This is a genomic window from Desulfuromonas thiophila (assembly GCF_900101955.1).
In the GTDB taxonomy this organism is placed as follows: Bacteria; Desulfobacterota; Desulfuromonadia; order Desulfuromonadales; family Desulfuromonadaceae; genus Pseudodesulfuromonas; species Pseudodesulfuromonas thiophila.
Genome location: NZ_FNAQ01000008.1, coordinates 22,838 through 46,518 on the forward strand (window position 1 = coordinate 22,838; position 23,681 = coordinate 46,518).

The window sequence follows — 23,681 nt, forward strand, 5'->3', positions numbered from 1 at the left end:
CCTTGTTCCGTGCGGTGCGCCGCCGGATCAGTTCTGGATGTTGAGAACGCCGTGCAGCCCGGCCAGCCGGAACACATCGGCTACCGCCGGTTGCATTTGCCGCAGCTGCAGTTCGGCACCCTGCTGGCGCAGGGTTTTTGCCGCCAGCAGCAGAATTCGCAGGCCGGCGCTGGAGATATAGTCGGTGGCGGCAAAATTGCACACCAGCAGCGCGGGCTTGTCGGTCTGGATCAGGCGCAGCAGCTGCTGTTCGATGGCCGGAGCGTTGGTGGCGTCAAGGCGGGCGGGCAGATCGAAGACGGTCATGAAAAACTCCTGAACGATAAAGGATTGACAGGATGTTGAAAACGCCCCATTCGGGACTTTTTTAATGACGCAAGGCGAAAATGCGTTTTTTCGTCTTGCTGACAAAATCAATCCATTACGGAGCAATGATTGATTTTGGTCGCCCATCCATGGGCTCTGCAGGCTGCTAACAGTTTGTTAATCCTGTAGCTGGGCCTGGTGCAGCAGGTCAGGCGACACGTTGAGGCCGAACTGACGGGCCCGCTGCGGGTTGAGCAGCAGGGTTTCGGAGCGGGTGTTGTTGAAGGGGATGCTGGCCGGATCGGTTCCGCGCAGCACGGCGACGGCTTTGTCGGCCGCTTCCCGGCCGGCCTGATAGTAGTCGCGTGCCAGACAGAGTACCGCGCCTTCGCTCATCTGGGAACTGTCGAACACATAGACCGGCAGGTTGGCCTGCGCCGCCCGGCGGGCAATCTGGGCGAAGCCGGGCCGGGTGGTGTTGTCGACAATCTGGGCGACGGCCTGAATCTCTTCCTGGCACAGGGCGGCGCTGGCCTGGGCGGTGTCAGCGCTGGCCGTGACCGGTACCGCCACTAGGCGGATGCCCTGGCTTTCAAGGGCGGCGGCAAACCATTCACGGTACAGTTCGCTGTTGATTTCTGCCGGGGTGAAGAGGGTGCCGACCGCTTTGGCCTGTGGCAGGGTCTGGCGAATCAGGCGGGCCATGCCCTCAAAGGGCGAGCGGGTGGTGATGCCGGTGACCTGTGGCAGATGGTCGGTTTCACTGCGGCCGGCGCCCGCCAGCACCGCGTCACCGACACCGGTGAAAACGATGGGGATGTCGCTGCCGGCCTGACGCAGGGCGGCCTGCAGGCAGGGGGTCGACACCACCAGCAGCAAATCGGCCTGTTCCCCCTTGACGCTGGTCATGATGCTCGACAGGGTCGACATGTCGCCCTGGGCGTTGAGCTGGCGCAGCCGATAGTCGGTACCCTCGACCAGCCCGGCCTGCTGCAGCCCGTCGCGCAGCCCCCGGGCGCAATCCTCGGAAAACTGGGTTTCGTTATAGAGCACCAGGCGCAGTTCGCGCGGTCGGCCGCTGGCGGCAGGTGCCGCCGTGGCCGGCTGCACGCGGCTGGCGTTGCGGGTTGCCTCTATGGGCAGGTCGGCCGGCGGAACACCGCAAAGGATGCGGAACACCTGGGTGGCGCTCTGGCGTCCCCAGTCGCTGTAGCTGTCGCCGATTCCCCCGGTGGCCCCGAGGGCGATCAGATCCATGTCGGAAACGAAAATCGGCACGCCGGCGGCACTGGTCACCTGGTGGATGGCGCCGAAGCCGGTTACCGCCAGATTGTCCGTCGACAGAATCAGCGCCTGGGCACCGCGCTGCAGCAGGGCGCGGGTGGCCAGTGACAGATCGGAAACCGTTGAAACCGTAGCCTCATACAACGCCAAATGTTGTGCGGTGCAGGCGGCCCGCAGTTTTTCCACTGCCAGCAACGACTGGGGCTGGGCCGCGTCGTAGACCGTGCCGATGGCCTTCAGGGCCGGCTGGTGCTGACGCGCCATTTGCACCAGCCCGGCGATGTCCGGGTCATCGTGGACTCCGGTGATGTGGGCTGGCCGGCCCTGACCGAACAACCCGAGTTTGACCGGATCAGACGCCACCGAGAAAACATAGGGCACCTCGCGCACGCGCTTGACCCCGGCCACCAATGCCGGTGTGGTCAGGGAGATCACCAGATCGGGCGCCTGCTGCAGGGCCGAGTCGTACAACTGTGGCAGCAGGGCCAGATCGCCCTGGGCACTGTAATACTGCAGCTCGAAATCCTGCCCCGGCTTCAGTCCGTGCTGTTCCAGCCCTGCCCGTAAGCCGCTCATGGCGGCATCGAGGGCCTTGTTCTCCACCAGATTGATCAGTGCCAGCCGTGCCGGTCGTCCCAGATGGTGCTGGAGCTGATAGCCGATATCAAGCTGGGCGCGCAGCGCCTGGGGCAGTTGCAGCCTCAGCTCTGCCGCCACACCAAAATCGAGCTGCAGCGAATGGCTGGTGCTGGGAGCGAAGGGCAGGGTGGCCGGGTTTTCACCCTGTAGCACGCGGGCGGCCAGCTGGGCAGTGTGAAGCCCTTCGGCAAAGGGACTGGGGCCGCTTGACAGCAGCGCCCCGCTGCCCATCAGACTGCCGTCCGCGGCCAGAATGGGGATGGCGTGATCGCGGCAGAAGCGGACAATGTTGCTGTAGCCGCTGACACAGGTGCTGTCGCCCAGGGCGTAGTACAGCTCAATCCCTTGCTGCTGCAGGGCTTGCAGGGCCTGGGGGATGTCGCTGCTGCTGTTGATCGTGGCCGTTTGCAGATTGAAGCCCAGTTGCGCCAGCATGGGGCCGAGGCGGTCGATCTCGTCCTGCGAATTGGCTTCCGACGGGTTGTAAAGAGCGCCGATGCGGCGGGCGGCCGGGAACAACTGACGGGCCCAGACAAAGGTATCGCGGCTTGGCAGGCTGAAAACGGCGCCGGTGACCCGTGGCAGATGGTCAGTGAAGGAGCGACCGGCACCGGCCTGCAGGGGTGAGGTAACAATGCCGAATACCAGCGGCACCTCGCTCTTCTGGCCCAGGGCGCTGGCCAGACAGGGAGTCGACAGCGGGATCAGCAGGTCGGGTTGTTCGGTCAGCAGGCTTTGGATAACCTGCCCCAACAACGCCAGGTCGCCGTTGGCATGGCGATGAATCAGCCGCAGGTTGTCGCCTTCGCTGAACCCCGCTGCCGCCAGCCCGGCGCGAAGGCCGGCCAGCGCCTGTTCGAACACCGGCGCCGGCAGCGGCGAGCAGACCGCCACGGTCACACTGCGGGCCGGCTGTACCCTGTCAGCCGCAGAACTGACGACGCCGGGTGCGAGGGCGGGTGAGCGCCGTTCCAGATCCGACAGCAGCAACAGGGCCGCGGCCGCCACAATCAGGCCAACGGCCAGGCCGAGATGTTTGAACAGATGTTTCATGAGGGCCTCGCAAATGGGGCAGGGTCTCATCAGCAGGGTGAAATCGCCCCGGAGGGGCTTTTTCACCCCCTTGCTAGAACGCCCACAGCAGCGCCGCGCTCAGGCTGGTGCGGTCGTAGAAGCGGCTTTCGAGCCGCAGGGCCAGATTGCTGGGCAGGGCACGCAGTTCGATGCCGGCGAACAGCTGCGCCTGATGTTCTTCGCGCATGTCGATGGTTGAATCGCTGTAGCTCCAGTCGAAATCCTGCCCTTGGAATTTGCCTGTAGCCCGTTCGCGTTCCTTCGAGCGGGTTTCTTCCACCCAGCTTAGCAGCAGACCACCGTAGCCGCTCAGCTCAGCCCAGGCGCAGGGCTGCCAGCGCGTGCCCAGCTGCAGGCCGCCACCATATTCGACGTAGTCTTCGTCTCGCTGCCAGGTATCATAGCCGTAATTCTGTTCGTCGACGTAACCGCCGTAGGATTCTTTGTATTCGATACCGCTGACGTAGGTCAGCCGGCCAAACAGAGAGGCATACAGATTGCCACGTTCCAGCACCACCAGATGGGCGCCGGCGCCCAGCAAGGGCGCGATCTGCTCTGAATGTTCCGAATCGGTGCCGCCCAGTTCCAGGCTCAGGCCCCAGCGCCGTTGCGGTGCCAGACTCAACCGGGCGATCAGACGCTTTTCCTCCTGCTTGCCGACATAGCTGCTGGCGGGATAGACCGACGGATAGTCCTGGCGGGTGTCGCGCTGATAGTCTTCGTAATACAGCTCCGCACGGAAACGCTGATCGCTGGGCGCCAGCAGGCCGATGTCCATGGCCTGGGCCAGGGAGCCGCACAGCAGCAGACACAGCAGGGCGAACAGCGGGAAGAGGGGCAGGGATCGGTTTTTCATGGTGGCAACCTTTCGATAGAGGATGAAGAATTTTACATAAGGCATTGAAATAGCTGAGTTTATTCTGAAGCACTGCTGGTGTTGGCCTCGCCTTTGAGCCGCACCGGAATCTGTACGGGGGCTGTTGCCAAATCGGCCGGCAGGGTCAGTTCCAGCAGCGCGTGCCACGGCTGGTTGGCCGTCAGTTCCGGCAGGTTCCAGGCCAGATTCAGTTCAAAAGGCGCTGCCGGGCTGGTTTGAGGCGAAACCTGCAGGGTTTCCAGCGCCGCATCGTCCGGCCCGATCAGGCTGTAATGCAGGCTGAAAGGCTCCGCAAAGGCGCGGCCGGAACTTTTGTGTACCCCGATCCACCAGGTGCCGGGTTCCGGCGCCGGAATGTTGAGGCATTCATTCGTGGCACTGGTGATACTTTTGGCGATGGGCTCCGTTGTGGGGTGCGGGCCGATGCCGGCCGCCAGATCAAAATCGCTGCTGGTTGGCGAGGAAAGATCGATCAGCAAGGCCTTGGTGCCCGGCGGGATCTCAAGGCTGTGCCACCAGACGCCACCGTCGTTGTTGTAGGGATCTTGCGGGGTTGGGTCAAGCTCCAGTTCTGCTGTCTGCAACTGCGGCGCCTTAAAACCGAAGGCGGCGATGCTGGCCGTGCCGGCAATCTCCAGCCGATGGATCAGCTGCTGGCCCTGGGCCATCGAACTGACCAGATCCAGTTGCGGCGGCAGCCGGTAACCACTGCGCCGCACGGCGACGGGTAAACGCGCCGCCGGTGCGTTGTTGTTGACCTCCCGCAGTTCAATCTGGCCGAAGGCCCACTGCTCCAGCGCCATGGCCGTGGCGTCAGCCTGAATGTCGAGGGTCTGGCTTTGTCCCGGTGCCAGGCTGAAGGATTGCGGTGAGACCTGCAGTACAAGGCCAGCGCTGGCGGTGACGCTGACCTGCCAGCGGCTGGCGCGATCGCTGACGTTGGTCAGCACGCGCTGCCAGTTGCAGAGGTCGATGCAGTTGTGCTGCGCCAGGCTGGCGAGGTTGAGCGCCGCCGGTTCACCTTCGGGCCGATTCGACAGCCAGTAGTTCGCCGGGTTGGCCAGCCGGAAGTTTTCACCGCTTTCGTCCAGCAGCAGGGCGGCACGGCTGGCATTCCAGGCATCGACGCGGCCGCCGCCGCAGTCAAAGGGGGTGGCGGCGTTGCCGGCCGTGTCGCGCCGTAGCGTGCTGCTGGCACTGGTGATCAGAGCCGATTGGGCCTGGGCGGCGCTCCATTCGGGATGACGGGCTCTGAGCAGGGCAAACAGGCCGGCGACATGCGGGCTGGCCATGGAGGTGCCATTCCAGATGGCGTAGCCCAGCCCATCGACCACCGGGGCGAAGACACTGGCGCCCGGCGCCGTCACATCCGGTTTGATCACGGCCGGTACGGCGCGGTTGGGACCGCGTGAACTGAAGGCCGCGATCACATCGGCAGTGGCTGGATCTGCGATGGCCTGGGTACCGCTCAAACTGGCCAGCAGTGCAGCGCCCTGGGTCTGACAGCGGGCCAGCCAGTCCTTGAGCCGGTCGCCATCAGGCTGGCTGATATGACTGGCCGGCAGCAGATGGGCATCGGTGATGCGGGCGCTGTCATCGCCGGGATCGACCTCGACCAGAATCATGCCGCTGGCGCCGTTATCCAGAAGGTTCTGGCCTTTTTCCACCCGGCCATTGATGCCGCGGTCACAGATGACGATTTCGCCGGCGAAGGGGGCGGTGAAACGGCCTTCGCAATAGGCGTCGCCATAGTCACCGGCGTAAATCAGCGGTGCCGGGCCGGTGCCGCGTGACAGGCCCAGTCCGACCAGGGGTTCGAGCTCGGCCACGGGACCGGACAGCTCAATGTGGTTCTGGTAGGCCACGGCGTGGCTGCTGGCGGCAACCGTGGTGATCCAGGGCGCGCAGGCCGGGCTGTCGACGGTGGCCTCGCCGGGGCCGCTGTTGCCAGCGCTGGTGGCGACCCAGATGCCGGCTTCGTGGGCGCCGAGAAAGGCCAGCGCATCAAGACTGTTCCAGGGATTTTCAATGTCGCCACCAATGGAATAGTTGAGCACGTCGACGCCGTCGGCCACCGCCTGTTCGATGGCGGCCAAAATGCTGGTCATGCTGAGGCTGCCATCGGCGTTGGCCACCTTGTAGGAGATGAGGTTGGCATGGGGCGCCACGCCGGAGATGGCGGCCGACAGGTTCAGCCCCGACGGCCCATAGACAATGGCCTCGGTGACAAAGTTGCCGGCTGCGGTGGCGGCGACATGGCTGCCATGGCCATCGAAGTCCACCGCGTTGTAGGTGTCGGCACCAAAGTTCCAGGCGCCGATCAGTTTGTTGTTACAAGGAAAATTCGGATTGTAGAGGGTGCTGTTGGCCGGATCGCAGACGCCATAAAAACGGTCGCGCGGATTGCGATGGCGGTAGCCGTCGTCGCCGGTTTCAGCGAAGGAAGGGCTGTGGGGGCTGATGCCGGTATCAATGATGCCAACCACCACGCCCTCACCCTGAGTGGCCTGCGGCAGGCTCTGGCTGCCGTTGCCGAACCAGACCAGCGGCGCGCGGATCAGCGCCACACCGGGAGTGGTGTCGTTGTTGTCGGGCCATTCGATGCGCAGCGGGCTGCCATCGTCGCTGCCGCAGGCGCTGGCCAGTACCAGCAGGGTCGCGCCCAGCAGCAGTGGCCGTGCCCGCCGGCGACGGCCGAGCAGGGGCAGCAGTGCCAGCAACAGCGCCAGCAGCAGAACCCGGCTGGCGGGCTTGAAGGAAAATACCAGGCGACCGCCCAGTTGCTCCAGCCATTGTCCGCCATGTTGCGCACTTGCCTGTCGGTTCAGCTGAAGTTGTCGTTCAGCCTGCAGGCGCACAATGCCGGGCTGCCTGGCGGCCTGGCGGGCTTCGCTGGCGGTCAGTCGCAGGCTGACACCGTGAAAGCTCAGATCAAATTCCTGCAGAATGGTCAGATGGCGGCCCAGCCGCTCGGCCAGCGCCTGCACCTGCTGATGGCGTTGCTCGGCAAGATAGGCCCGATAGGCGCGAGCGGTCGGGCTGGCGGGGTCGAGGTGGCTGCCGCCGCTGGCCCGGGGACTGGTCGCGGCATAGCCGGGGATTTCGCCGTGATACAGGGCGAGCGGCGCTCCTTCGAGTTGCAGAACATAGAGCGACAGGGCATCGGGCTGCGCGCTGGTTGTGATGCCCGAACTGGCACTGGCGGAGCAGGTCAGCAACAGGATGAACAGGATCGGGAACAGGACCGACAGACCGGCAAGGCAGCCGGGATGGGTGGAGCGCAAAAATGGCATGGAATCTCCTCGAAGGGGTGGCGCCAGACGTGGCCGGTGCGGCCTGCCAACCGGGTTGCGACGATCTGCTGGATTGGCCGGGTGCAGGGTCGCCGCGTTTGCAATGAAAATTCTTTCCGATCTTAACAGCTGCCAGCAGAGGGAACAATCCGCGCCAAGATTTTTTTCGTTTTGTGTGTTTTTGCCGGTCGGCTTTTCCTTTTGCCAGTGCTGGCCGTGATCCCCTATGCTGGTCAGCGAGGGCTCGGCCGCTGGTGCGGTTGAGCTTTTCGGCCTTTTTTCCTGCCCGCCGGAGGTGCCCATGCAACCTGATCTGCTGATTCGTCGCGCCACGCTCCTTGATGGCCGGGGCGAGATGGATATCGCCATTGCCGCCGGTCGCATCCAGACCATCGCGCCGTCCCTGCCGGAAACGGAGCTGCCGGCGGAACTGCCCCGGCTGGATGCCGCCGGCTATCTGGTGTCGCCCAGCTTTGTCGACAGCCATTTTCATCTGGATGCGGCGCTGAGTCTGGGGCAGCCGCGCCTGAATCGCAGCGGCACCCTGCTGGAGGGCATTGCCCTGTGGCAGGAGCTCAAGCCCGAACTGACCGCCGAAGCCATCCGCCAGCGGGCACTGCGGGCCTGTCATCAGGCCATTGCCCGTGGCACCCTGCATATCCGCAGTCATGTGGATGTCTGTGATGACCGCTTGCTGGCGGTGGAGGCGCTGCTGCAGGTGCGGCGCGAAATGGCGCCCTGGCTTGACCTGCAGCTGGTGGCCTTTCCGCAGGACGGCTTTTTGCGCGACCCGCACGCCCGCGCCAATCTGCTGCGCGCCCTCGATCTGGGTGTCGAGGTGGTCGGTGGCATCCCCCATTTCGAGCGGACGGCACAGCAAGGCGCTGCCAGTGTGCGCGAACTGTGTGAAATCGCGGCTGAACGTGGATTATTGGTCGATATGCACTGTGATGAAAGCGACGATCCGCAATCGCGGCAGGTGGAAAATCTGGCTTTCGAAACCCAGCGGCTGGGATTGCAGGGCCGGGTGACCGGTTCGCACCTGACCTCCATGCATTCCATGGACAATTACTATGTCAGCAAGTTGCTGCCGCTGCTGGCCGAGGCTGAGGTGCAGGTGGTTGCCAATCCGCTGATCAATCTCTGTCTGCAGGGCCGTCACGACAGCTATCCCAAACGGCGTGGGCTTACCCGTGTGCCGGAACTGCTGGCCGCCGGTATCAATGTTGCCTACGGCCACGACTGTGTGCTTGATCCCTGGTACAGCCTGGGTTCCCACGACATGCTCGATGTCGCCCACATGGGCTTGCATGCCTGCCAGATGACCGGCCTCGATCAGCTGCGCGACAGCTATGCCCTGATCACCGAACGCGGCGCGGCCGTGCTGGGGCTGCAGGATTACGGTCTGGCGCCGGGTTGCCGGGCCGATCTGGTTGTGCTGCAGGCCCGCAGCCTGTTCGATGCGCTGCGTCTGCGGCCGCCGCGCCTGTGGGTGCTGCGGCGCGGTCGCGTCATCGCCAGCACCACCGCCGCCGTGCCGCAGTTGCAGCTGGATGGCCCGTCGCAGCCCTGTGATCTGACCTGGCCGGGCGCGGTCTGATCTGCCTGACTTGACAGCCTTGCTGCGGGCGGGGAACAATGCCACCCCGCTGTTGTTGGCCGTTGTTGGCGGGCGTCACAGCGGGTGTCGGGTGCCGCGCGGCATCCGCACGAGAAAATAATCCTTTAATCCGAAAATAGGAGAAAATTTTATGGCCACGATTCATCCGCTCAGTTTCGAACGTCATGGCGGCAAGCAGTTGCTGCCGCTTTCTTCTTGGGCCTTTGCCCGTCAGCAACATCTGGTACCGCTAGTGCCGGCCGAATTTCCCCAAGCGGCGCAGAGCTTTCCCATTGTCTTTGTGCGGACGAACAAGGAGGCTGGAGTGGCCGCCTTTGGTCTGCTAGGTCTTGAGGCCGGCAAGAATCTGCTGCTCAACGACAAGAATGCCTGGCTGGTGCCTTACATCCCGGCGGTGTTCCGCCGTTATCCCTTTGTGCTGGCCCAGACCGAGGACAAAGCGGACGGACAACAGCAATTTCTGCTCTGCATTGATGAAAGTAGTGGTTTGCTGGCCGACAGCGGTGGCGCGCCCTTGTTTGATGCCGAGGGCAAGCGGTCGGAACTGATCGAAAAAACCCTCAACTTTTCAATGGAATACCAGAAGCAAGTCACCGTCGGACAGGCTTTTTGTGCCCTGTTGGAAGAGCTCGAACTGCTGAGTGAAATACCCCTGCAGGCCGAGCAGGGCGGTAAGCGCGTGCGCATCGAGGGTTTGCTGCAGGTGGATGAAAAGAAGCTGGCGCAACTTGCTGACAGCGCGTTTTTGCGCCTGCGCCAGCAGGGTACCCTGGCCCTGGTCTATGCCCACCTGCTCTCTCTGAATAAATTACCTCTGTTGCAGCAGCGCCAGCGCCAGCAACAGCCTGCCGCCGTGCCCGATCTCGATAAATTACCCGAGCATTTCAGCTTTTAACACAGAGCCGCCGCTGGCGGGGGTCGACAAACAGCAGAGAGTTAGTCAGTCATCTTCTGTTTGCCAGCATGGCGGTCGTTTGTCGAAAAAAGCGGCCATGCCTTCGGCCCGGTCGGGATGACTGAAGCAGAGGCCAAACAGCTCGGCCTCGTAGCGGATGGCCCGGTCACGATCCATTTCCATGCCGTTGTGCACCGCCTGCTTGATGAACGCCAGGGCGGTTTGCGGCTTGTCGGCCAGCTGGCGTGCCAGCTCTTCGGTGCGATCGAGCAGCTGCGCTGACGGCACAACCTCGTCCACCAGGCCGATGTTGAGGGCCTCCTGGGCGCTGACGCGTTCGCCGGTGAACATCAGCCGTTTGGCGCGGCTGACGCCGATCAGGCGCGGCAGGCGCTGGGTGCCGCCCCAGCCGGGGAAAATGCCGAGATTGATTTCCGGCTGACCCAGTTGGGCATGGTCGGCGGCCAGACGCAGATCGCAGGCCAGCGCCAGCTCGCAGCCGCCGCCGAGGGCGTAGCCGTTGATGGCGGCCAACACCACCTTGGGCAGGGTTTCGATGCGTTCGAACAGCCGCGCCGCCAGCAGGGCAATGGCGCGGGCCTGCAGCGGGCTGGCCTGCCGCATGCGGGCCACATCGCCACCGGCGGCGAAGGCCTTGTCGCCGGCACCGGTCAGCACAATGACCCGCGTCTGGCGGCACTGGCCCAAGGTGCTGAACGCCTGATCCAGTTCTTCCAGTGTGGCGGGGCACAGGCTGTTGTGTTGTTGCGGCCGGTTGAGGGTGATGCGGCTGATGCCGTCAGCGGTGCGATCAAGCAGCAGGTTCTGATAGCTCATGGATTTCTCCTTGGATGTGAGGAACGCGTCGATTTTTCACGGGAAAATAAAAAGAAAAATAATTTTCTGATGATTTTCATGCCAGTTGAGGGCAGAATAACCGGGTGTTTTATCCCGGCCGCCCCGGGGTGGTTAGTAATGAGCCAGGACAGCTTAAGCAGGAAACAATTCGGAGCGGACGTCGCCCCAAGGGAGAATATTATCATGGCCATGCTGAGCATTCGTTTGCTGGTTTCCTTTGTTATCGTGGCACTGCTGACCGCCTGCGGTGGCGATGGCGGCTCAGATTCCAGTCCGGCACTAAGTGCCGACAACGTCAACCTGATCTTCGTTGTCACCCCGGACCTGGCCTACAGCGATGCGGGGGATATCGACCCTGATACGGCAAACCTCACCCCCCAGGGGCTGCAGCGTTCGCTCATGCTGGCGAGTTACCTGAAGGAGCAGGTGTTAGGCGGAGACAATGTCAGTAAAATCTACACCATCTCCCCGATGAGCCATCTGCAGACCGCCAACAACTACCCCGACATGACCGCGATCGGGTTCATCCAGCAGTTTGCCATGCTCAACCAGACCACCAGCGTGGTCGCTCATGACGGGACCACCTATACGGCAAACAATTTTCCGATCAACGTCTCTTATGCCAATGAGGCCGCGGTACCGGAGCAAGCGGCGAAGCCGGAGGCGTTCGTGACCGGCTGGCCTGCCTACTGCCCCGGTTGCGGCGGGATGGACTTTGCCAATGCCGGCAGTATCAACGATATGCTGGTGGCCAGTATTATCGATGGAAAGCAGGCCGGCTACTATGTATTTTCAGCCCCCTGGGAAACGGTCAGCGTCATGCTGACCAGCATCATCGACACTTACGGCTACAATCTTACGCTGCCGGATACCTATAAGGGAGCCAATTACGTCTATGCCCTGTCCATTCCGGCCAGCGGAACGCCAAGCCTGATCACCTACAATAGCAACCTGAACCCGCTGGCCAGCGACCCGATCCTTCCAGCCGAAGTGCCGAGCGCGGCATGCACCAATTCATTGCAGCATGGCTACCGTTTGACGCTGTACGACGGCATGCCAGGGGTGACGGTTCCGGCCAATATCAATACAAATTCGCGCATCTACATCGTGCGCCATGCCGAAGCACATCCGGATCCGACCTATGGATTCGATGACGGCAACTACGTGGCGGCCGGCCAATGGCGCGCCCTTCACCTGGCCACGGCCCTGCGCGGCAAGATCGCCCCCAGTGAGGTTCACTCCATCGATCCGGCCGCCGTCTGGTATGTCAATCCCTACAACCCTACTCTCCCGGTTTCCTACGTCAGGCCGGCACTGACCGTATGGCCCTATGCCATCGCCAACAACCTGCCTTTCTATCTGGCGGCAAAAGTATCGTTGGGGAACCCATATGTCCCGACTCAATCGGATGTTGCAATCGCCACCAGTCAATATTTCTTTAACGGCGGCACCTTTTCGAACAAAACCATTCTGGTCGCCTGGGAATCGGGACACATCAAGCCGTTTCTTAATGAACTAATCAAGAGCTATGGTATCCCAGCGGATTCTTCATTGCTGCTGGATGTCGCCTGGCCATCCGCAGATTACGACACCATCTGGACCGTGACCCTGGATGCCCAGGGCAGCCTGACCATCGATAACGAACTGTGCGAGGGGATCGACTCGGCGCGGTTGCCGGAGACGGCACCAATGTTCTAGCAGGCTGTTGAAGAACAGCCTGCTGGAGCCCATGGACGGGCGACCAAAATCAATCATTACTTCGTAATGGATTGATTTTGTGAGCAAGACGGAAATCGCATTTTCGGCTTGCGTCGTTGAAAAAGCCCCGGATGGGACTTTTTCAACATTCTGCTAGAGCAATGAATCAGCCCGTGGGCAGGAGAGGGCGCGATGGCAATACCAGCCGGCAAACTTCGCAATCAGGCTACGATTGACTGAAACGCCGGTGGGAAGAGAGATGCGATGATGAGGACAAAGAAAGGGCTGTCCTTATTGGGGTTGAAACCGCTGCGCTGACAGTGCTCTGACAGGTTAAGAAAGCCAATGGGATTATATTGGATGCACGGCCCCGCTCTGTCTGGCAGAGGCGGGGCCGTATTATTTTGTGGAGGCTTGAAAAAGGTCGCCGTGGGGGTTCAGGCGATTTCTTCGGCTTCCAGATCGGTGCTACGGCTATTGGCCTGACCGATCCGGTTGAAGAACAGCAGCAGGCTGCCAATCGCGATGGTGATGCCGATGCCGCTGGCCAGTGGCAGGCTCAAGCCGAAACCAATCTGATCGTAGGCCAGATAGCTGGTGGTGACGGCGGTCATGAAGGTGGCGGGCACGGTGGCGATCCAGTGGCACCTGGCCCGCTTGAGCAGCCAGGCGGCGCTGGCCCAGAGCACGATGGTGGCCAGGGTCTGGTTGGCCCAGCCGAAATAGCGCCAGATGATGTCGAACTTGCCCAGCGAGATGGCGAAACCGACGGCGAACAGCGGCACCGACAGCAGCAGTCGCGGCCGAATGGCCTGTTGGGGCAGACGGCAGAAGTCGGCGATGATCAGGCGGGCGCTGCGGAAGGCGGTATCACCGGAGGTGATGGGCAGAATGATCACGCCGATAATGGCCAGCAGGCCGCCGAAGGGGCCGAGCAGGGTGGTGGAGATTTCGTTGACCACCGTGGCAGGACCGCCGCTGGCAAGAGCCGCATTCAGGGCGCTCGAACCATTGTAAAACGACATGCCGAGGGTGGCCCAGATCAGCGCGACAATGCCTTCGCCAATCATGGCACCGTAGAATACCGGCCGGCCATAGCGCTCGTTGCCCATGCAGCGGGCCATCAGCGGGGACTGGGTGGCGTGAAAGCCGCTGAGAGCGCCGCAGGCGATGGTGATGAACATCAGGGGCCACAGGGGCAGTTCTTTCGGATGCAGGTTGGCGAGGGTGAGCTCGGGATAAATGGGGTAGCCCTTGAACCAGAGGGCGGCCGTCAGACCGAAGGCCATGAACAGCAGTACCGCGCCGAACAGGGGGTAGATGCGACCGATGATCTTGTCGATGGGCAGGATCGTGGCCAGAAAATAGTAGCCGAAGATCAGCGCCACCCATAGCGGCACGGCCAGTCCGCTGAGATTGCCGAGCAGCTTGGCAGGGCCGAGAACAAATACCACGCCCACCAGCAGCAACAGCACAATGGAAAACAGCCGCATGAACTGTTTAAAAACGGGGCCCAGTTCCTGCCCGACCACGTCGGGCACGCTTTTGCCGTCGTAGCGCAGCGAGAGCATGCCGGAAAAATAATCGTGCACCGCACCGGCGAAGATGGAGCCGAGCACGATCCACAGCAGGGCTGAAGGTCCATAGAGAGCGCCGAGAATCGGCCCGAAGATCGGGCCGAGACCGGCGATGTTGAGCAGCTGCACCAGAAACAGCTTGGTTGGTGACATTTCGATGTAGTCAACGCCATCGGCCAGCCGTACGGCCGGGGTTGGTCGATGGGGCTGAATGCCGAAGATGCGTTCGACCAAAACGCCATAGGTGAAATAACCGGCAATCAACAGGGCCACGCAGAGAAAAAACAGAGCCATCACACACCTCCCGTTTGCAAAATCGATAAAACTTTTTTTGATCTTTTGCGGCCAGCATAGACCCGTTGCGTTATTGTCGGGCGCCCTGGCTGGTGGGTGGCAGCACGAAGGGGGTGAGCGGTCGCTGACAGGGGCTGAGCGGTCGTGTGAGCGGCATCAGAGCTGGCTGATGTGGCTGCGAAGCTGGCGCAGATAACGGCGACTGACGGGCACGAGCTGGCCGGAGCGGGTACGGATGCGGGCCAGGCCCTGACCCTGCAGCTGGATTTCATCGACCTGATCGAGGTTGATCAGATACTGCCGATGACAGCGCAGCAGAGCGGTGCGCTGTTCGATGATCTTCAGGCTCAGATCGCAGAAGGCCCGGTCGCTGGCGGTAACGACATAGATGCCGCCAAGTTCGCAGACGACGTATTCGACCTGGCGGACATCGACGAGCCGGATGCGGTTTGTGCTGCTGCACGGCAGCTGGCGCAGGGGACGGAGGGCTGTCTGCAGGGCCAGTGGATGGCCCGTGCGGTGGTCGAGGCGGTCGAGTGCCTGGTTCAGCCGTTCGGCTGTGACGGGTTTAAGCAGGTAATCACAGGCGTTTTCCTCGAAGGCCTTGAGGGCGTAGCTGTCATAGGCTGTTACAAAGATCACCTGGGGCAGCAGGCTTTCATCGATCAACTGCAACAGGGCGAAACCGTCGAGTACCGGCATCTGAATATCAAGGAACAACAGCTCGGGTTTTTCGCGCTGCAGCGCCCGCAGGGCTTCGAAGGCATTGGCACAACTGGCCACCACCTCAATGCGGCCGGTTTCTGCCAGCAGCTCGACGAGTTCCTGTCGGGCCGGCGCTTCGTCATCCACCACCAGCGCCCGGCGTTTCATGGGGCCTCCTGTGGCAATGGCAGTTTCAGGCAGACGCGGGTCCATTCATCGGCCTGACAGGTGACACTCAGACCATAGGCACCGCCGTAGAGATTCTGAATGCGGCGGTGTACCAGCGACAATCCCAGACCGTCATGCGCCGGATCGGGCTGGTAGCAGCCGGCGTTGTCTTCGATTTCCAGGATCACGCAGCTGTCGCACTGCCGGCCGCGCAGACTGAGCCGGCCCGGTTCAAGTCGCTGGCTGAAGCCATGTTTAATGGCGTTCTCCACCAGCGGCTGCAGGCTGAAGCTGGGCAGTTTCAGGTTCAGCAGCGCCGGCTCGATGGCCTGTTCAATCTGCAGCCGGCCGTCGAAGCGGGCCTGTTCAATGGCCAGATAGGCGTTGACGTGATCCAGTTCATCGGCCAGGGTCACCAGGTCGCCGGCCCGTTTGAGATTCTTGCGGAAAAAGTCGGACAGATGCAGCAGCAGTTGCCGCGCCCTGGCCGGGTTCTGGCGTAGTACGGCGATGATGGTATTGAGGGCGTTGAACAGAAAGTGCGGGTTGACCTGGGCCTGGGCCAGCTTCAGTTCGGAGGTGATCAACAGGCGTTTTTGTTCTTCATAGCGCGAGCGCAGCAGCTGTTCCGACAGCAGGCGGGCGATGCCTTCACCCAGGGTGCGGTTGAGGTTGAGAAACAGCTTGTGTTTGGGTTCATACAGCTTGATGGTGCCGATTACCTCGTTGTCGAGTCGTAGCGGCACTACCAGTGCCGAACCCAACGGACAGTCGGGCCGCAGGACACAGTGATAGGGTTCGCTGAGCCCGTCGGCAAAGAGGATACGGTTTTCGGCAATGGCGCGGCGGGTCAGGTCCGAGGCAATGGGACTGCCGGGCCGGTGATGGTCGGCGGCGAGACCAACAAAGGCCAATACCTGCTGCCGGTTGGTGACAGCCACGGCACCGACACCGGTTTCGCGCTGGATGATGCGGGCGATGGCCGGTGCTGCCGCCGCCAGATCGACCCCCTGGGCAAACAGGCCGAGGGTGTGTTCGGCAATGTTGAGGGCCCGGGCCGAGAACAGCACACCGAAGGTGTCGTACATGCTTTTTTGATCGCGCATGATGCTGATAAACAGGGCCGCGCCGGCCGCATTGGCCAGCATCATCGGTGCGGCGATGGTTTGCACCAGTGCCAGCGCTTCGTGCCATGGCCGGGCCAGAAGCAGCAGAATGAGCATCTGCAGGGCTTCGGCCATAAAGGTGGTGACAAAGGCCAGTGCCGGGCGGAAGAGTTCGGAATCGTGGCCACGGCGCACCAGATACAGATGCACCAGGCCACCGAGCAGACCTTCGGCCGTGGTGGAAACACCGCAGGCAAAGGCGGTGAAACCGCCGAGGGCATAGCGATGCAGCCCTCCGGTCAGGCCGACGGCGGTGCCCAGCAGGGGCCCGCCGATGAGACCGGCCAGGACCGCGCCGATGGCGCGGGTGTTGGCGATGGCGTCCTGCACCGGCAGACCGAAATAGGTGCCAAGGATGGAAAAGGTGGAAAAAATGGCATACAGCAGCAGCTTGTGGCGTGGTTGCAGCACGGTGCTGGCCAGGGGTCTGAAGGCCGGAGACTTGCTGAACAGGTAGGCAATGACGAGAAACACCGACAACTGTTGCAGCAGGGCGAGGATCAGCTCCACGATTCAGGCTCCACGGTAGCGGGTGGTTGCAGCTCACAGAGAAATTCGCGGTATTTCAGCGGCAGAAACTGGCGTTGCAAGCGCGGGTTGCGTCGTTCGGGAATGGCGCTGTGGTGGTGGAAGGTGCGCCACAGGGCCTGCCATTGCAGTTCCTCGTCGCTGGCCGCGGCGGGCTGTTGCAGGCTCAGTTGCCCCAGGGCCCAATGTTGGCCGTCGCACAGTACCGCCGTCTGACGGCCGACATCCTCGATCAGCCACTGCTGCCCGGCTAGCCGACGACGAAAATGGGGGGCCAGCAGGGCGATGATGTCGGCGTCGGGCCGGCAGCGGCCATAGTAAAGACCGACAGGGTTGTCGGCCAGCTGGCAGTGCGCAAAGCGCAGCAGGCCCTTGAAGCGGTGAACCTCGTGGTGGGTGAAGCGGGCGGCCTGGTGCACGCTCTGTACCGCCGGATGGGTGAGCTGGTCGTCCAGGCGCCGGCGTAGGCGCCAACCCAGCGCCAGATAGTGATAAAGTTGCAGCTCGATGCCGGGGCGCCGGCTTAAAAAGGCGTGACGCAGCTGGCATTCGACCGCCGCGCCCAGATGGCGGCGGACCTGCATCAGTAACGCATCGGCCTGGCGGGGTTCGCAAGAATGCTGTTCGGGCGGAAACAGGCTGCTGTTCTGCGCCGCGCCTGGCGGCTGGATGCTGTCCGGCTGGCGCCGGTTGCGGAACAGCTGGTAGAGCAGGCTGAGCAGACCGGCGTAACTGCCATCGTAACCGTAATGCATCAGAATTCTCCACTGATGGCGGAAAACAGTTCCAGTTGCTGGGGTGGCGGGCTCTGGCCGGGGTGGGGCAGCAGGCGCTGGGCCAGCCGCGCCGACTGGGGATCGAGATCGGCCGGGCAGCGCCCCGACAGGCTGATGAAATAACGCGCCCGCTTGAGCACCACACCCAGCCCCTTCAGGTCGTCCAGCCGCAGGGGGCCGACACGGCGGGCCTGGACGATGCGCTGGGCCGAGCGCAGGCCGATACCGGGCACCCGCAGCAGGGCGGTTTTGTCGGCGCGGTTGATGTCGACGGGAAAGAAGTCGCGGTGGCGCAGGGCCCAGCAGGCCTTGGGGTCAAGCTGCAGATCGAACCAGGGCGCGTTGCCATCGAGCAGCTCGTCGGCTGAAAAACCATAGAAGCGCAGCAGCCAGTCGGCCTGATAGAGCCGATGCTCGCGCAGCAGGGGCGGTTGCTGCAGGGCGGGCAGACGACTGTCGGCCTGCACCGGCACAAAGGCGGAATAGTACACCCGTTTCAGCGCCAGCTTGCCGTAGAGAGCTTCGGACAGACGCAGGATCTGCCAGTCGTTTTCGGCACTGGCGCCGACAATCAGCTGGGTGCTCTGGCCGCCCGGTGCGAATAGCGGCGCCTTGGCAGATTTGCGCCGTTCCGCCTGGCAGGCACTGATGCCGTCGCGCAGCTGGCGCATGGGCTGCAGAATGGCGTCGCGGTCCTTGTCTGGTGCCAGCAGGCGCAGACTCGGTTCGCTGGGCAGTTCGATATTGACGCTGACACGGTCGGCCAGCGCGCCGGCCTGGGCCACCAGACGGGGATCGGCGCCCGGCACCACCTTCAGATGGATGTACCCGCCGAAGCCGTGCTGCTGGCGCAGCAGGCGCACCGTTGCCAGCATCTGCTCCATGCTGTAGTCGGGGTGGCGCTGCACCCCGCTGCTGAGAAACAGGCCCTCAATATAGTTGCGGCGGTAGAAATTGACTGTCAGATCGGCCAGTTCGGCCGGTGTCAGGCTGGCGCGGGGGATGTCGTTGCTGCGGCGGTTGATGCAGTAGGCGCAATCGTAGAGGCAGTGATTGCTCTGCAGAATCTTCAGCAGGCTGATGCAGCGGCCGTCGGCCGACCAGCTGTGGCAGCAGCCGGCCGGCAGATTCTGCCCCAGCCGCCCACCACGGGCACTGCCGCTGGAGGAGCAGGAGGCATCGTAGCGCGCGCTTTCAGCCAGCAGGGCGATGCGCTGTTGCAACGAAAGGGCCTTCATGCGTTCTCCGTGCGCGGGTATCGCCGGTCGAAGGCCTTTTCCTGCTCGGCGCTACCGATCAGCAGCAGGGTCAGATCGGCCTGCAGCAGGGTTTTCGGTTCCGGGGTGGTATTCATCTCATCCGCGGCGTTTTTCAGCGCTACTACCGAACAACCCAGCTCAGGTCGCAGCCGCGAGGCTTCAAGGGTTTTGCCGATCAGTTCGGTCGGCACCGGCCGGCGGAACAGATGCATGCCTTCGCTTAAAAATGCCGATTCCTTGCGATCGAGCAGATTCATCAGAATGGTGGCGCCCACCGAGGCGTTGGAAACGACGAAATCGGCGCCGGCGGCATAGAGCTGATCGATGTTTTCATCCTGATTGGCGCGGGCGACAATGCGGATGTGCGGGTTGAGATGGCGACTGGCCAGGGTGAGAAAAACGTTGGTGTTGTCATCGTTGGTGGTGACGATGACACCGCTGGCCCGGTCAAAGCCGGCCTTCTGCAGGGTTTCCCTGTCGGTGGCGTCGCCGTAAACCGGCACATGCTTGCGGCAGCTGGTGCTGCGCCGCTGGTCGATCAGCACAAAGGGTACCGGTTTGCGTTCGAGAAAGGTGGCGGCAGCGCAGCCGATGCGGCCATGGCCAAGAACGAAGACCAGATCATCGGCCGTGGGGTTACCGATGAGCAGTTCCAGCGCCTGCAGTTGTTCGCGGCTGCCGGCCAGCAGCGCCAGGCTGTCGGGCGCCAGAATGCTGTCGGGGGTGGGCAGGCTTAGCTGGCCTCGCCGCCACAGACCGATGACCGACAGGCCGGTCTGCTGGCGGATGGCGGATTCGGCCAGGGTTTTGCCGGCAAAGGGGGTGCCATAGAGGGGGATTTCGGCGATCTGCAACGCACCGAAACTGTCGAGCACGTGGGCCATGGCGCCGTGGGTGGTGGCACGGGTGGCGAGAAAGCGGCCGAGGATGCGGGGCAGGGCAATAACCTGGTTGGCGCCGGCCAGGCGCAGCAGCTCCTGATGATCGCTGTCGCGCACCAGGGTCACCACCGGTGTCTGGCACAGGCTGCGCAGGGTCAGGCAGACGTTGGCGTTTTCGGGGTCGGACAGATTGGCCACCACATAACGCGCCGTCTTCACCCGCAGGCCGCGCAGCACCTGGGCATCGGTGGGAGCGCCGTAGACCACCTTGAAGCCCTCCTGTTCTTCAAGCATCAGGGCCTGGTCGTAATTGTCCGTCACCACCACGAACAGCAGGTTGCGGGCCTGCAACTTGCGGATGAAGGCGCGGATGATGGGGTCGATGCCGAAGATCAGGATGTGGCCGCTGGTGCTGGCGGCCAGTTCGTAGGTCGGGCGGTAGCGCAGGCGCTGTTCGATCCAGGGCGCCAGAAACAGGCTGACCAGGCCAAAGGGCAGGATGATCAGCAGAAAGATCACGCCGGAGAGGGTAACCAGGGTGGCGAAGATGAAACCGGTGTCGCTATGGAAGGTGATGTCGCCGAACCCCAGGGTGGTCATCACCGTGATGGTCCAGTAGATGCCGGCGATAAACGAGTATTCGCGGCCTTCCAGCTCCAGCATCAGGTAGCGGAACAGGCTGGCGTAGAGCAAAATCAGAACGAGCAGGAACAGGCCGTAAAGCGCCAGAACCTTCAGGTTCTGACGGGCGCGGCCGCGTACAAAATAGGCCAGTTCCGCGGCAAAGGATTTCATGAAGGCTCCGGCAGGTCGGGTGAGTTCTCATCATACCCCGAAGGCGGCGGCAAAATCCATCCCGCGAACGCCGGTTTCAGACGCGCCTGCCGATCGTTCAGGGCCGCAGCCGGGCGGCCACCAGGGCCAGGGCGGCGTAGATGCGGGCGGCGGCTTCCACCTGGGCCAGACTGGTCTGCTCTTCGGCGGTATGGGCGGTTTCGAGCGAACCGGGGCCAAGGATCAGTGGCTGGCTGCCGGCCTCGAAGAACAGGTTGCCGTCGGAATGGGAACGGAACGGCAGCGGGTCGAGGGGCAGGTTGAGGCGTGGATAGACGTCTTCCAGGACGGCGGTCAACGGATTGTCCAGCGGCAGTTGATAGCCGCAGGCCTCGAAATCGAAGGACTGTTCCAGATCCAGCTCACGAATGCTGCGGCGGGCCTTGGCCAGCAGCGCTTCGATCTGCTGGCGCACCTCGGCCGGACCGAGATCGGGCGGCAGATGCAGATCAATGAGGGTTTCGCAGCGATCCGGCACCACAAAGCCGGCGCGTGACGAACTCATTTCGCGGATGGAATAGACCAGGCGGGCATCAGGGCCATCGAACAACTCGGAGCGCTCAAGTTGCAGCAGCACCCGCAGCATGGAACTGATGGCGTTATGGCCCAGTTCCGGCAGCGAGGAATGGATGCGACGGCCCTGGGTGGTAAGAGCCAGTTCCATGTAGCCGTAATGGCTGAAGGCCGGCAGCAGCCCGGTCGGTTCGCCGATCACAACCCAGGGGGGCGCCTTGCTCTGGCGCAGAAAACAGGCGCTGCCGTCACCATTTTCCTCCTCGCCCACCACCAGCAGCAGCCCCAGGGGCGGACGCTGTTCGGGCGGCAGGGTCGCCAGTGCCAGCCAGGCCTCGACCATGGCGGCGCAGCCACCCTTCATGTCGGCGCTGCCCAGGCCGCGCACCACGCCCCATTCCTCCACCGCGGCATAGTCCTCGATATCCCAGGCCGCTACCGTGTCGACATGGCCCATCAGGTACAGCGGTGGTGTCTCGCCGCCCATGGTCGCCAGCAGATTGAAGCGCTCCGGTTCCTCCGGGTCGAGAATCTGCCGCTGCACGGCGATGCCGGCCGCTGCCAGACGTTCCTCCAGATAGAGCTGGATATCCTCTTCCTTGCCCGACGGTGAGTAGATGTCGATCATGTCCATCAGGGTTTGGCGCAGGCGTTGGGGATCGATGGCGTTCCAGACCGGTTCGAGCAGGGTCAGCATAAAAGCTCCGGGATTGAGGGCGGCTGGGTGATTGAAGGACGGATCAGTCCGGCTGGGGAGAAACGGTGTCAGCCGGCGGCGTCATGGGCTGGTCGGCGGTGTCCGGCCTGGCGCTCTTGTCCTTTTTTTTGTGTTTCTTTTTGCGCTTTTTGCCCTGGACCGACAGATTGAGCGTCATGTAGACATGCTCGCGGATGTTGCCGAAGCCCTGCTTTTTGAAAAAGCGGATACCGCCCTTGTTGTCGGCATCGGTATCGATGACGATCATGCGCACGCCCTGTTCGACCATGCGCTGGCGGATTTCGGCGAACAGTTTGTGGCCGGCACCGCATTTTTGCAGTCCCGGCTGAATGCCGATCCATACCAGATAGCCGTATTTCCAGGCCGAATGCTGTTTTTCCACCGTGGTGCCAAGGGCGAAACCGACCACCTTGCCGCCAAGTTCGGCCACCAGGCAGAGTTCGTTGTCGGAATTGAACAGGGTGGTGATTTCGTACTCATCCCAGGTGCGGTACATGCTGGGTGAAAAATCCGACGTGAACAGCTGCTCGCCCAGGTGGAACACAGCTGCCAGATCGTCGATGGTCATTTCCCGGATATCCACACTGTCCGGTTCCGCTTGTCGGTCACTGTCGTGGGTGTCACTCATGGTTGAACCTCAATCCGTAAAAAGAAGTTATTACTGGGGCGGCCCAGGCTGGTCGCCAAATAACCAACAGTCTGGCGCAGGGGTTAGCATCGGGTGAGTGCCAAGTCAGCTTTTGATCAGAGTTGCCTCGTCCATCTCGCCACATGCGGCGTAGATCACACGGTTGCGGCCCTGTTCCTTGGCCCGGTAGAGGGCGGCATCGGCCCGTGCCAGCAGCTGGTCGAGATCGTCCGTCGGCCGGTAGCAGGCGACGCCGATGCTCAGGGTCAGCGCCAGGGGGCCATTGCGGGTGACGATGGGGGTGTTGGCAACCTGGCGGCAGAGCCGGTCGAACAGGGCGACATGGCAGGTGCCGTTTTTGATGGGGGCGACGATAAGGAATTCCTCGCCACCGAAACGGCCGAGGCTGTCGAACGGACGCAACTGTTCCGTCAGCAGCCGCGCCAGGCCGCAGAGAACCTCGTCGCCGGTCTGATGGCCGTAACTGTCGTTGATCCGCTTGAAATGGTCGATGTCGCAGCTGCCGATGGCCAGTGCCGCGCCGCGCTGTGCGCGTGCCATTTCATCCTGCAGCCGGGCCAGGATCGCGCGACGGTTGTACAGACCGGTCAGGGCATCGTGGGTGGCCTGATGGGCCAGCAGTTCCTTGCTGCGGACCAGGGCTTCCTGCAGTTCGATCATGCGCCGACCGACAGCTACGCGGGCACGCAGTTCGCCGCTGTCGAAGGGCTTGGTCAGGTAATCATTGGCGCCGGCATCGAGGCCGGCGATGACATCGACCTTGGCACAGCGCGAGGTCAGCATGATCAGATAGGGTGGTCGGTCTGTCGCCAGGGCACGGACGCGGCGGACCAGTTCCAGGCCGTCCAGTTCGGGCATGACCCAATCGAGGATGGCCAGCGCCGGTGCCTGGGGTTGCTGCAGAAGCTGCCAGGCCTCGGCGCCATTGGTGGTCTGCAGCACCTCGAAACCGTTTTTCTGCAGCACCGCGGCCAGAACCGCGCGGGAGGTGCAGTCGTCGTCAGCAATCAGTATCCGCATGCGAGAAAAGATCCCTTTTGTTGGTGGCCAACCGATCGGGCCGGGCGG

17 protein-coding genes are annotated in these 23,681 nt (G+C 62.7%); 3 read left to right on the forward strand and 14 right to left on the reverse strand.

Annotated elements, in window-relative coordinates; translation table 11 throughout:
- Positions 1-27 precede the first annotated feature (27 nt).
- The 4 genes from BLR80_RS07845 to BLR80_RS07860 all read right to left on the reverse strand — a co-directional run bounded on the left by BLR80_RS07845 (position 28) and on the right by BLR80_RS07860 (position 7,473).
- The gene (locus tag BLR80_RS07845; protein WP_171906375.1) at positions 28-306 is read right to left on the reverse strand and encodes an STAS domain-containing protein; all 279 of its coding nucleotides are present in this window, start codon (positions 304-306) and stop codon (positions 28-30) included.
- 177 nt (positions 307-483) lie between these two features.
- On the reverse strand, positions 484-3,282 hold the full coding sequence (locus BLR80_RS07850; protein WP_171906376.1) for an ABC transporter substrate-binding protein: 2,799 nt from the start codon (positions 3,280-3,282) through the stop codon (positions 484-486).
- A 73-nt stretch (positions 3,283-3,355) separates the two neighbouring features.
- Positions 3,356-4,159: a hypothetical protein gene (locus BLR80_RS07855; protein ID WP_092078308.1), complete on the reverse strand. Its 804-nt coding sequence runs from the start codon at positions 4,157-4,159 to the stop codon at positions 3,356-3,358.
- Positions 4,160-4,218: 59 nt separating this feature from the next.
- Positions 4,219-7,473: a S8 family serine peptidase gene (locus BLR80_RS07860; protein ID WP_171906377.1), complete on the reverse strand. Its 3,255-nt coding sequence runs from the start codon at positions 7,471-7,473 to the stop codon at positions 4,219-4,221.
- A gap of 301 nt (positions 7,474-7,774) precedes the next feature.
- Between BLR80_RS07860 and BLR80_RS07865 the strand changes: the two genes are divergently transcribed.
- Both BLR80_RS07865 and BLR80_RS07870 read left to right on the forward strand, forming a co-directional pair.
- Positions 7,775-9,073, forward strand: a complete 1,299-nt coding sequence (locus BLR80_RS07865) for a cytosine deaminase (protein WP_092078492.1) — start codon at positions 7,775-7,777, stop codon at positions 9,071-9,073.
- 151 nt (positions 9,074-9,224) lie between these two features.
- Positions 9,225-9,989, forward strand: a complete 765-nt coding sequence (locus BLR80_RS07870; protein WP_092078314.1) for a SapC family protein — start codon at positions 9,225-9,227, stop codon at positions 9,987-9,989.
- A 45-nt stretch (positions 9,990-10,034) separates the two neighbouring features.
- Here BLR80_RS07870 and BLR80_RS07875 read toward each other — a convergent pair whose 3' ends face one another.
- Positions 10,035-10,826: an enoyl-CoA hydratase/isomerase family protein gene (locus BLR80_RS07875; protein ID WP_092078317.1), complete on the reverse strand. Its 792-nt coding sequence runs from the start codon at positions 10,824-10,826 to the stop codon at positions 10,035-10,037.
- 204 nt (positions 10,827-11,030) lie between these two features.
- Here BLR80_RS07875 and BLR80_RS07880 point away from each other — a divergent pair, with 204 nt between their 5' ends.
- The gene (locus BLR80_RS07880; protein ID WP_092078320.1) at positions 11,031-12,545 is read left to right on the forward strand and encodes a hypothetical protein; all 1,515 of its coding nucleotides are present in this window, start codon (positions 11,031-11,033) and stop codon (positions 12,543-12,545) included.
- Between the two features lie 437 nt (positions 12,546-12,982).
- Here BLR80_RS07880 and BLR80_RS07885 read toward each other — a convergent pair whose 3' ends face one another.
- The 9 genes from BLR80_RS07885 to BLR80_RS07925 form a co-directional block, all read right to left on the reverse strand.
- Positions 12,983-14,416, reverse strand: a complete 1,434-nt coding sequence (locus BLR80_RS07885; protein ID WP_092078323.1) for a carbon starvation CstA family protein — start codon at positions 14,414-14,416, stop codon at positions 12,983-12,985.
- Positions 14,417-14,572: 156 nt separating this feature from the next.
- Positions 14,573-15,289: a two-component system response regulator BtsR gene (gene btsR / locus BLR80_RS07890; RefSeq protein WP_092078325.1), complete on the reverse strand. Its 717-nt coding sequence runs from the start codon at positions 15,287-15,289 to the stop codon at positions 14,573-14,575.
- Positions 15,286-16,965: a sensor histidine kinase gene (locus BLR80_RS07895; RefSeq protein WP_092078328.1), complete on the reverse strand. Its 1,680-nt coding sequence runs from the start codon at positions 16,963-16,965 to the stop codon at positions 15,286-15,288. Before BLR80_RS07895 ends, btsR begins: the two co-directional genes overlap by 4 nt.
- A complete protein-coding gene (locus BLR80_RS07900) occupies positions 16,956-17,738 on the reverse strand; it encodes a TIGR03915 family putative DNA repair protein (protein WP_092078331.1) in 783 nt (260 codons plus the stop codon). The genes BLR80_RS07895 and BLR80_RS07900 overlap by 10 nt, the downstream gene beginning before the upstream one ends.
- Positions 17,738-18,997 carry a putative DNA modification/repair radical SAM protein gene (locus tag BLR80_RS07905; protein WP_092078334.1) on the reverse strand — a complete coding sequence of 420 codons (1,260 nt, stop codon included), beginning with the start codon at positions 18,995-18,997 and terminating at the stop codon, positions 17,738-17,740. The genes BLR80_RS07900 and BLR80_RS07905 overlap by 1 nt, the downstream gene beginning before the upstream one ends.
- A complete protein-coding gene (locus BLR80_RS07910) occupies positions 18,994-20,694 on the reverse strand; it encodes a potassium channel family protein (RefSeq protein WP_092078337.1) in 1,701 nt (566 codons plus the stop codon). Before BLR80_RS07910 ends, BLR80_RS07905 begins: the two co-directional genes overlap by 4 nt.
- 97 nt (positions 20,695-20,791) lie before the next feature.
- Positions 20,792-21,943: a M20 family metallopeptidase gene (locus BLR80_RS07915; RefSeq protein WP_092078340.1), complete on the reverse strand. Its 1,152-nt coding sequence runs from the start codon at positions 21,941-21,943 to the stop codon at positions 20,792-20,794.
- 43 nt (positions 21,944-21,986) lie between these two features.
- Positions 21,987-22,592 carry a GNAT family N-acetyltransferase gene (locus tag BLR80_RS07920; RefSeq protein WP_092078343.1) on the reverse strand — a complete coding sequence of 202 codons (606 nt, stop codon included), beginning with the start codon at positions 22,590-22,592 and terminating at the stop codon, positions 21,987-21,989.
- 105 nt (positions 22,593-22,697) lie between these two features.
- Positions 22,698-23,633 (reverse strand): GGDEF domain-containing response regulator, encoded by a 936-nt coding sequence (locus BLR80_RS07925; protein WP_092078346.1) that lies wholly within the window; start codon positions 23,631-23,633, stop codon positions 22,698-22,700.
- Positions 23,634-23,681: the final 48 nt, after the last annotated feature.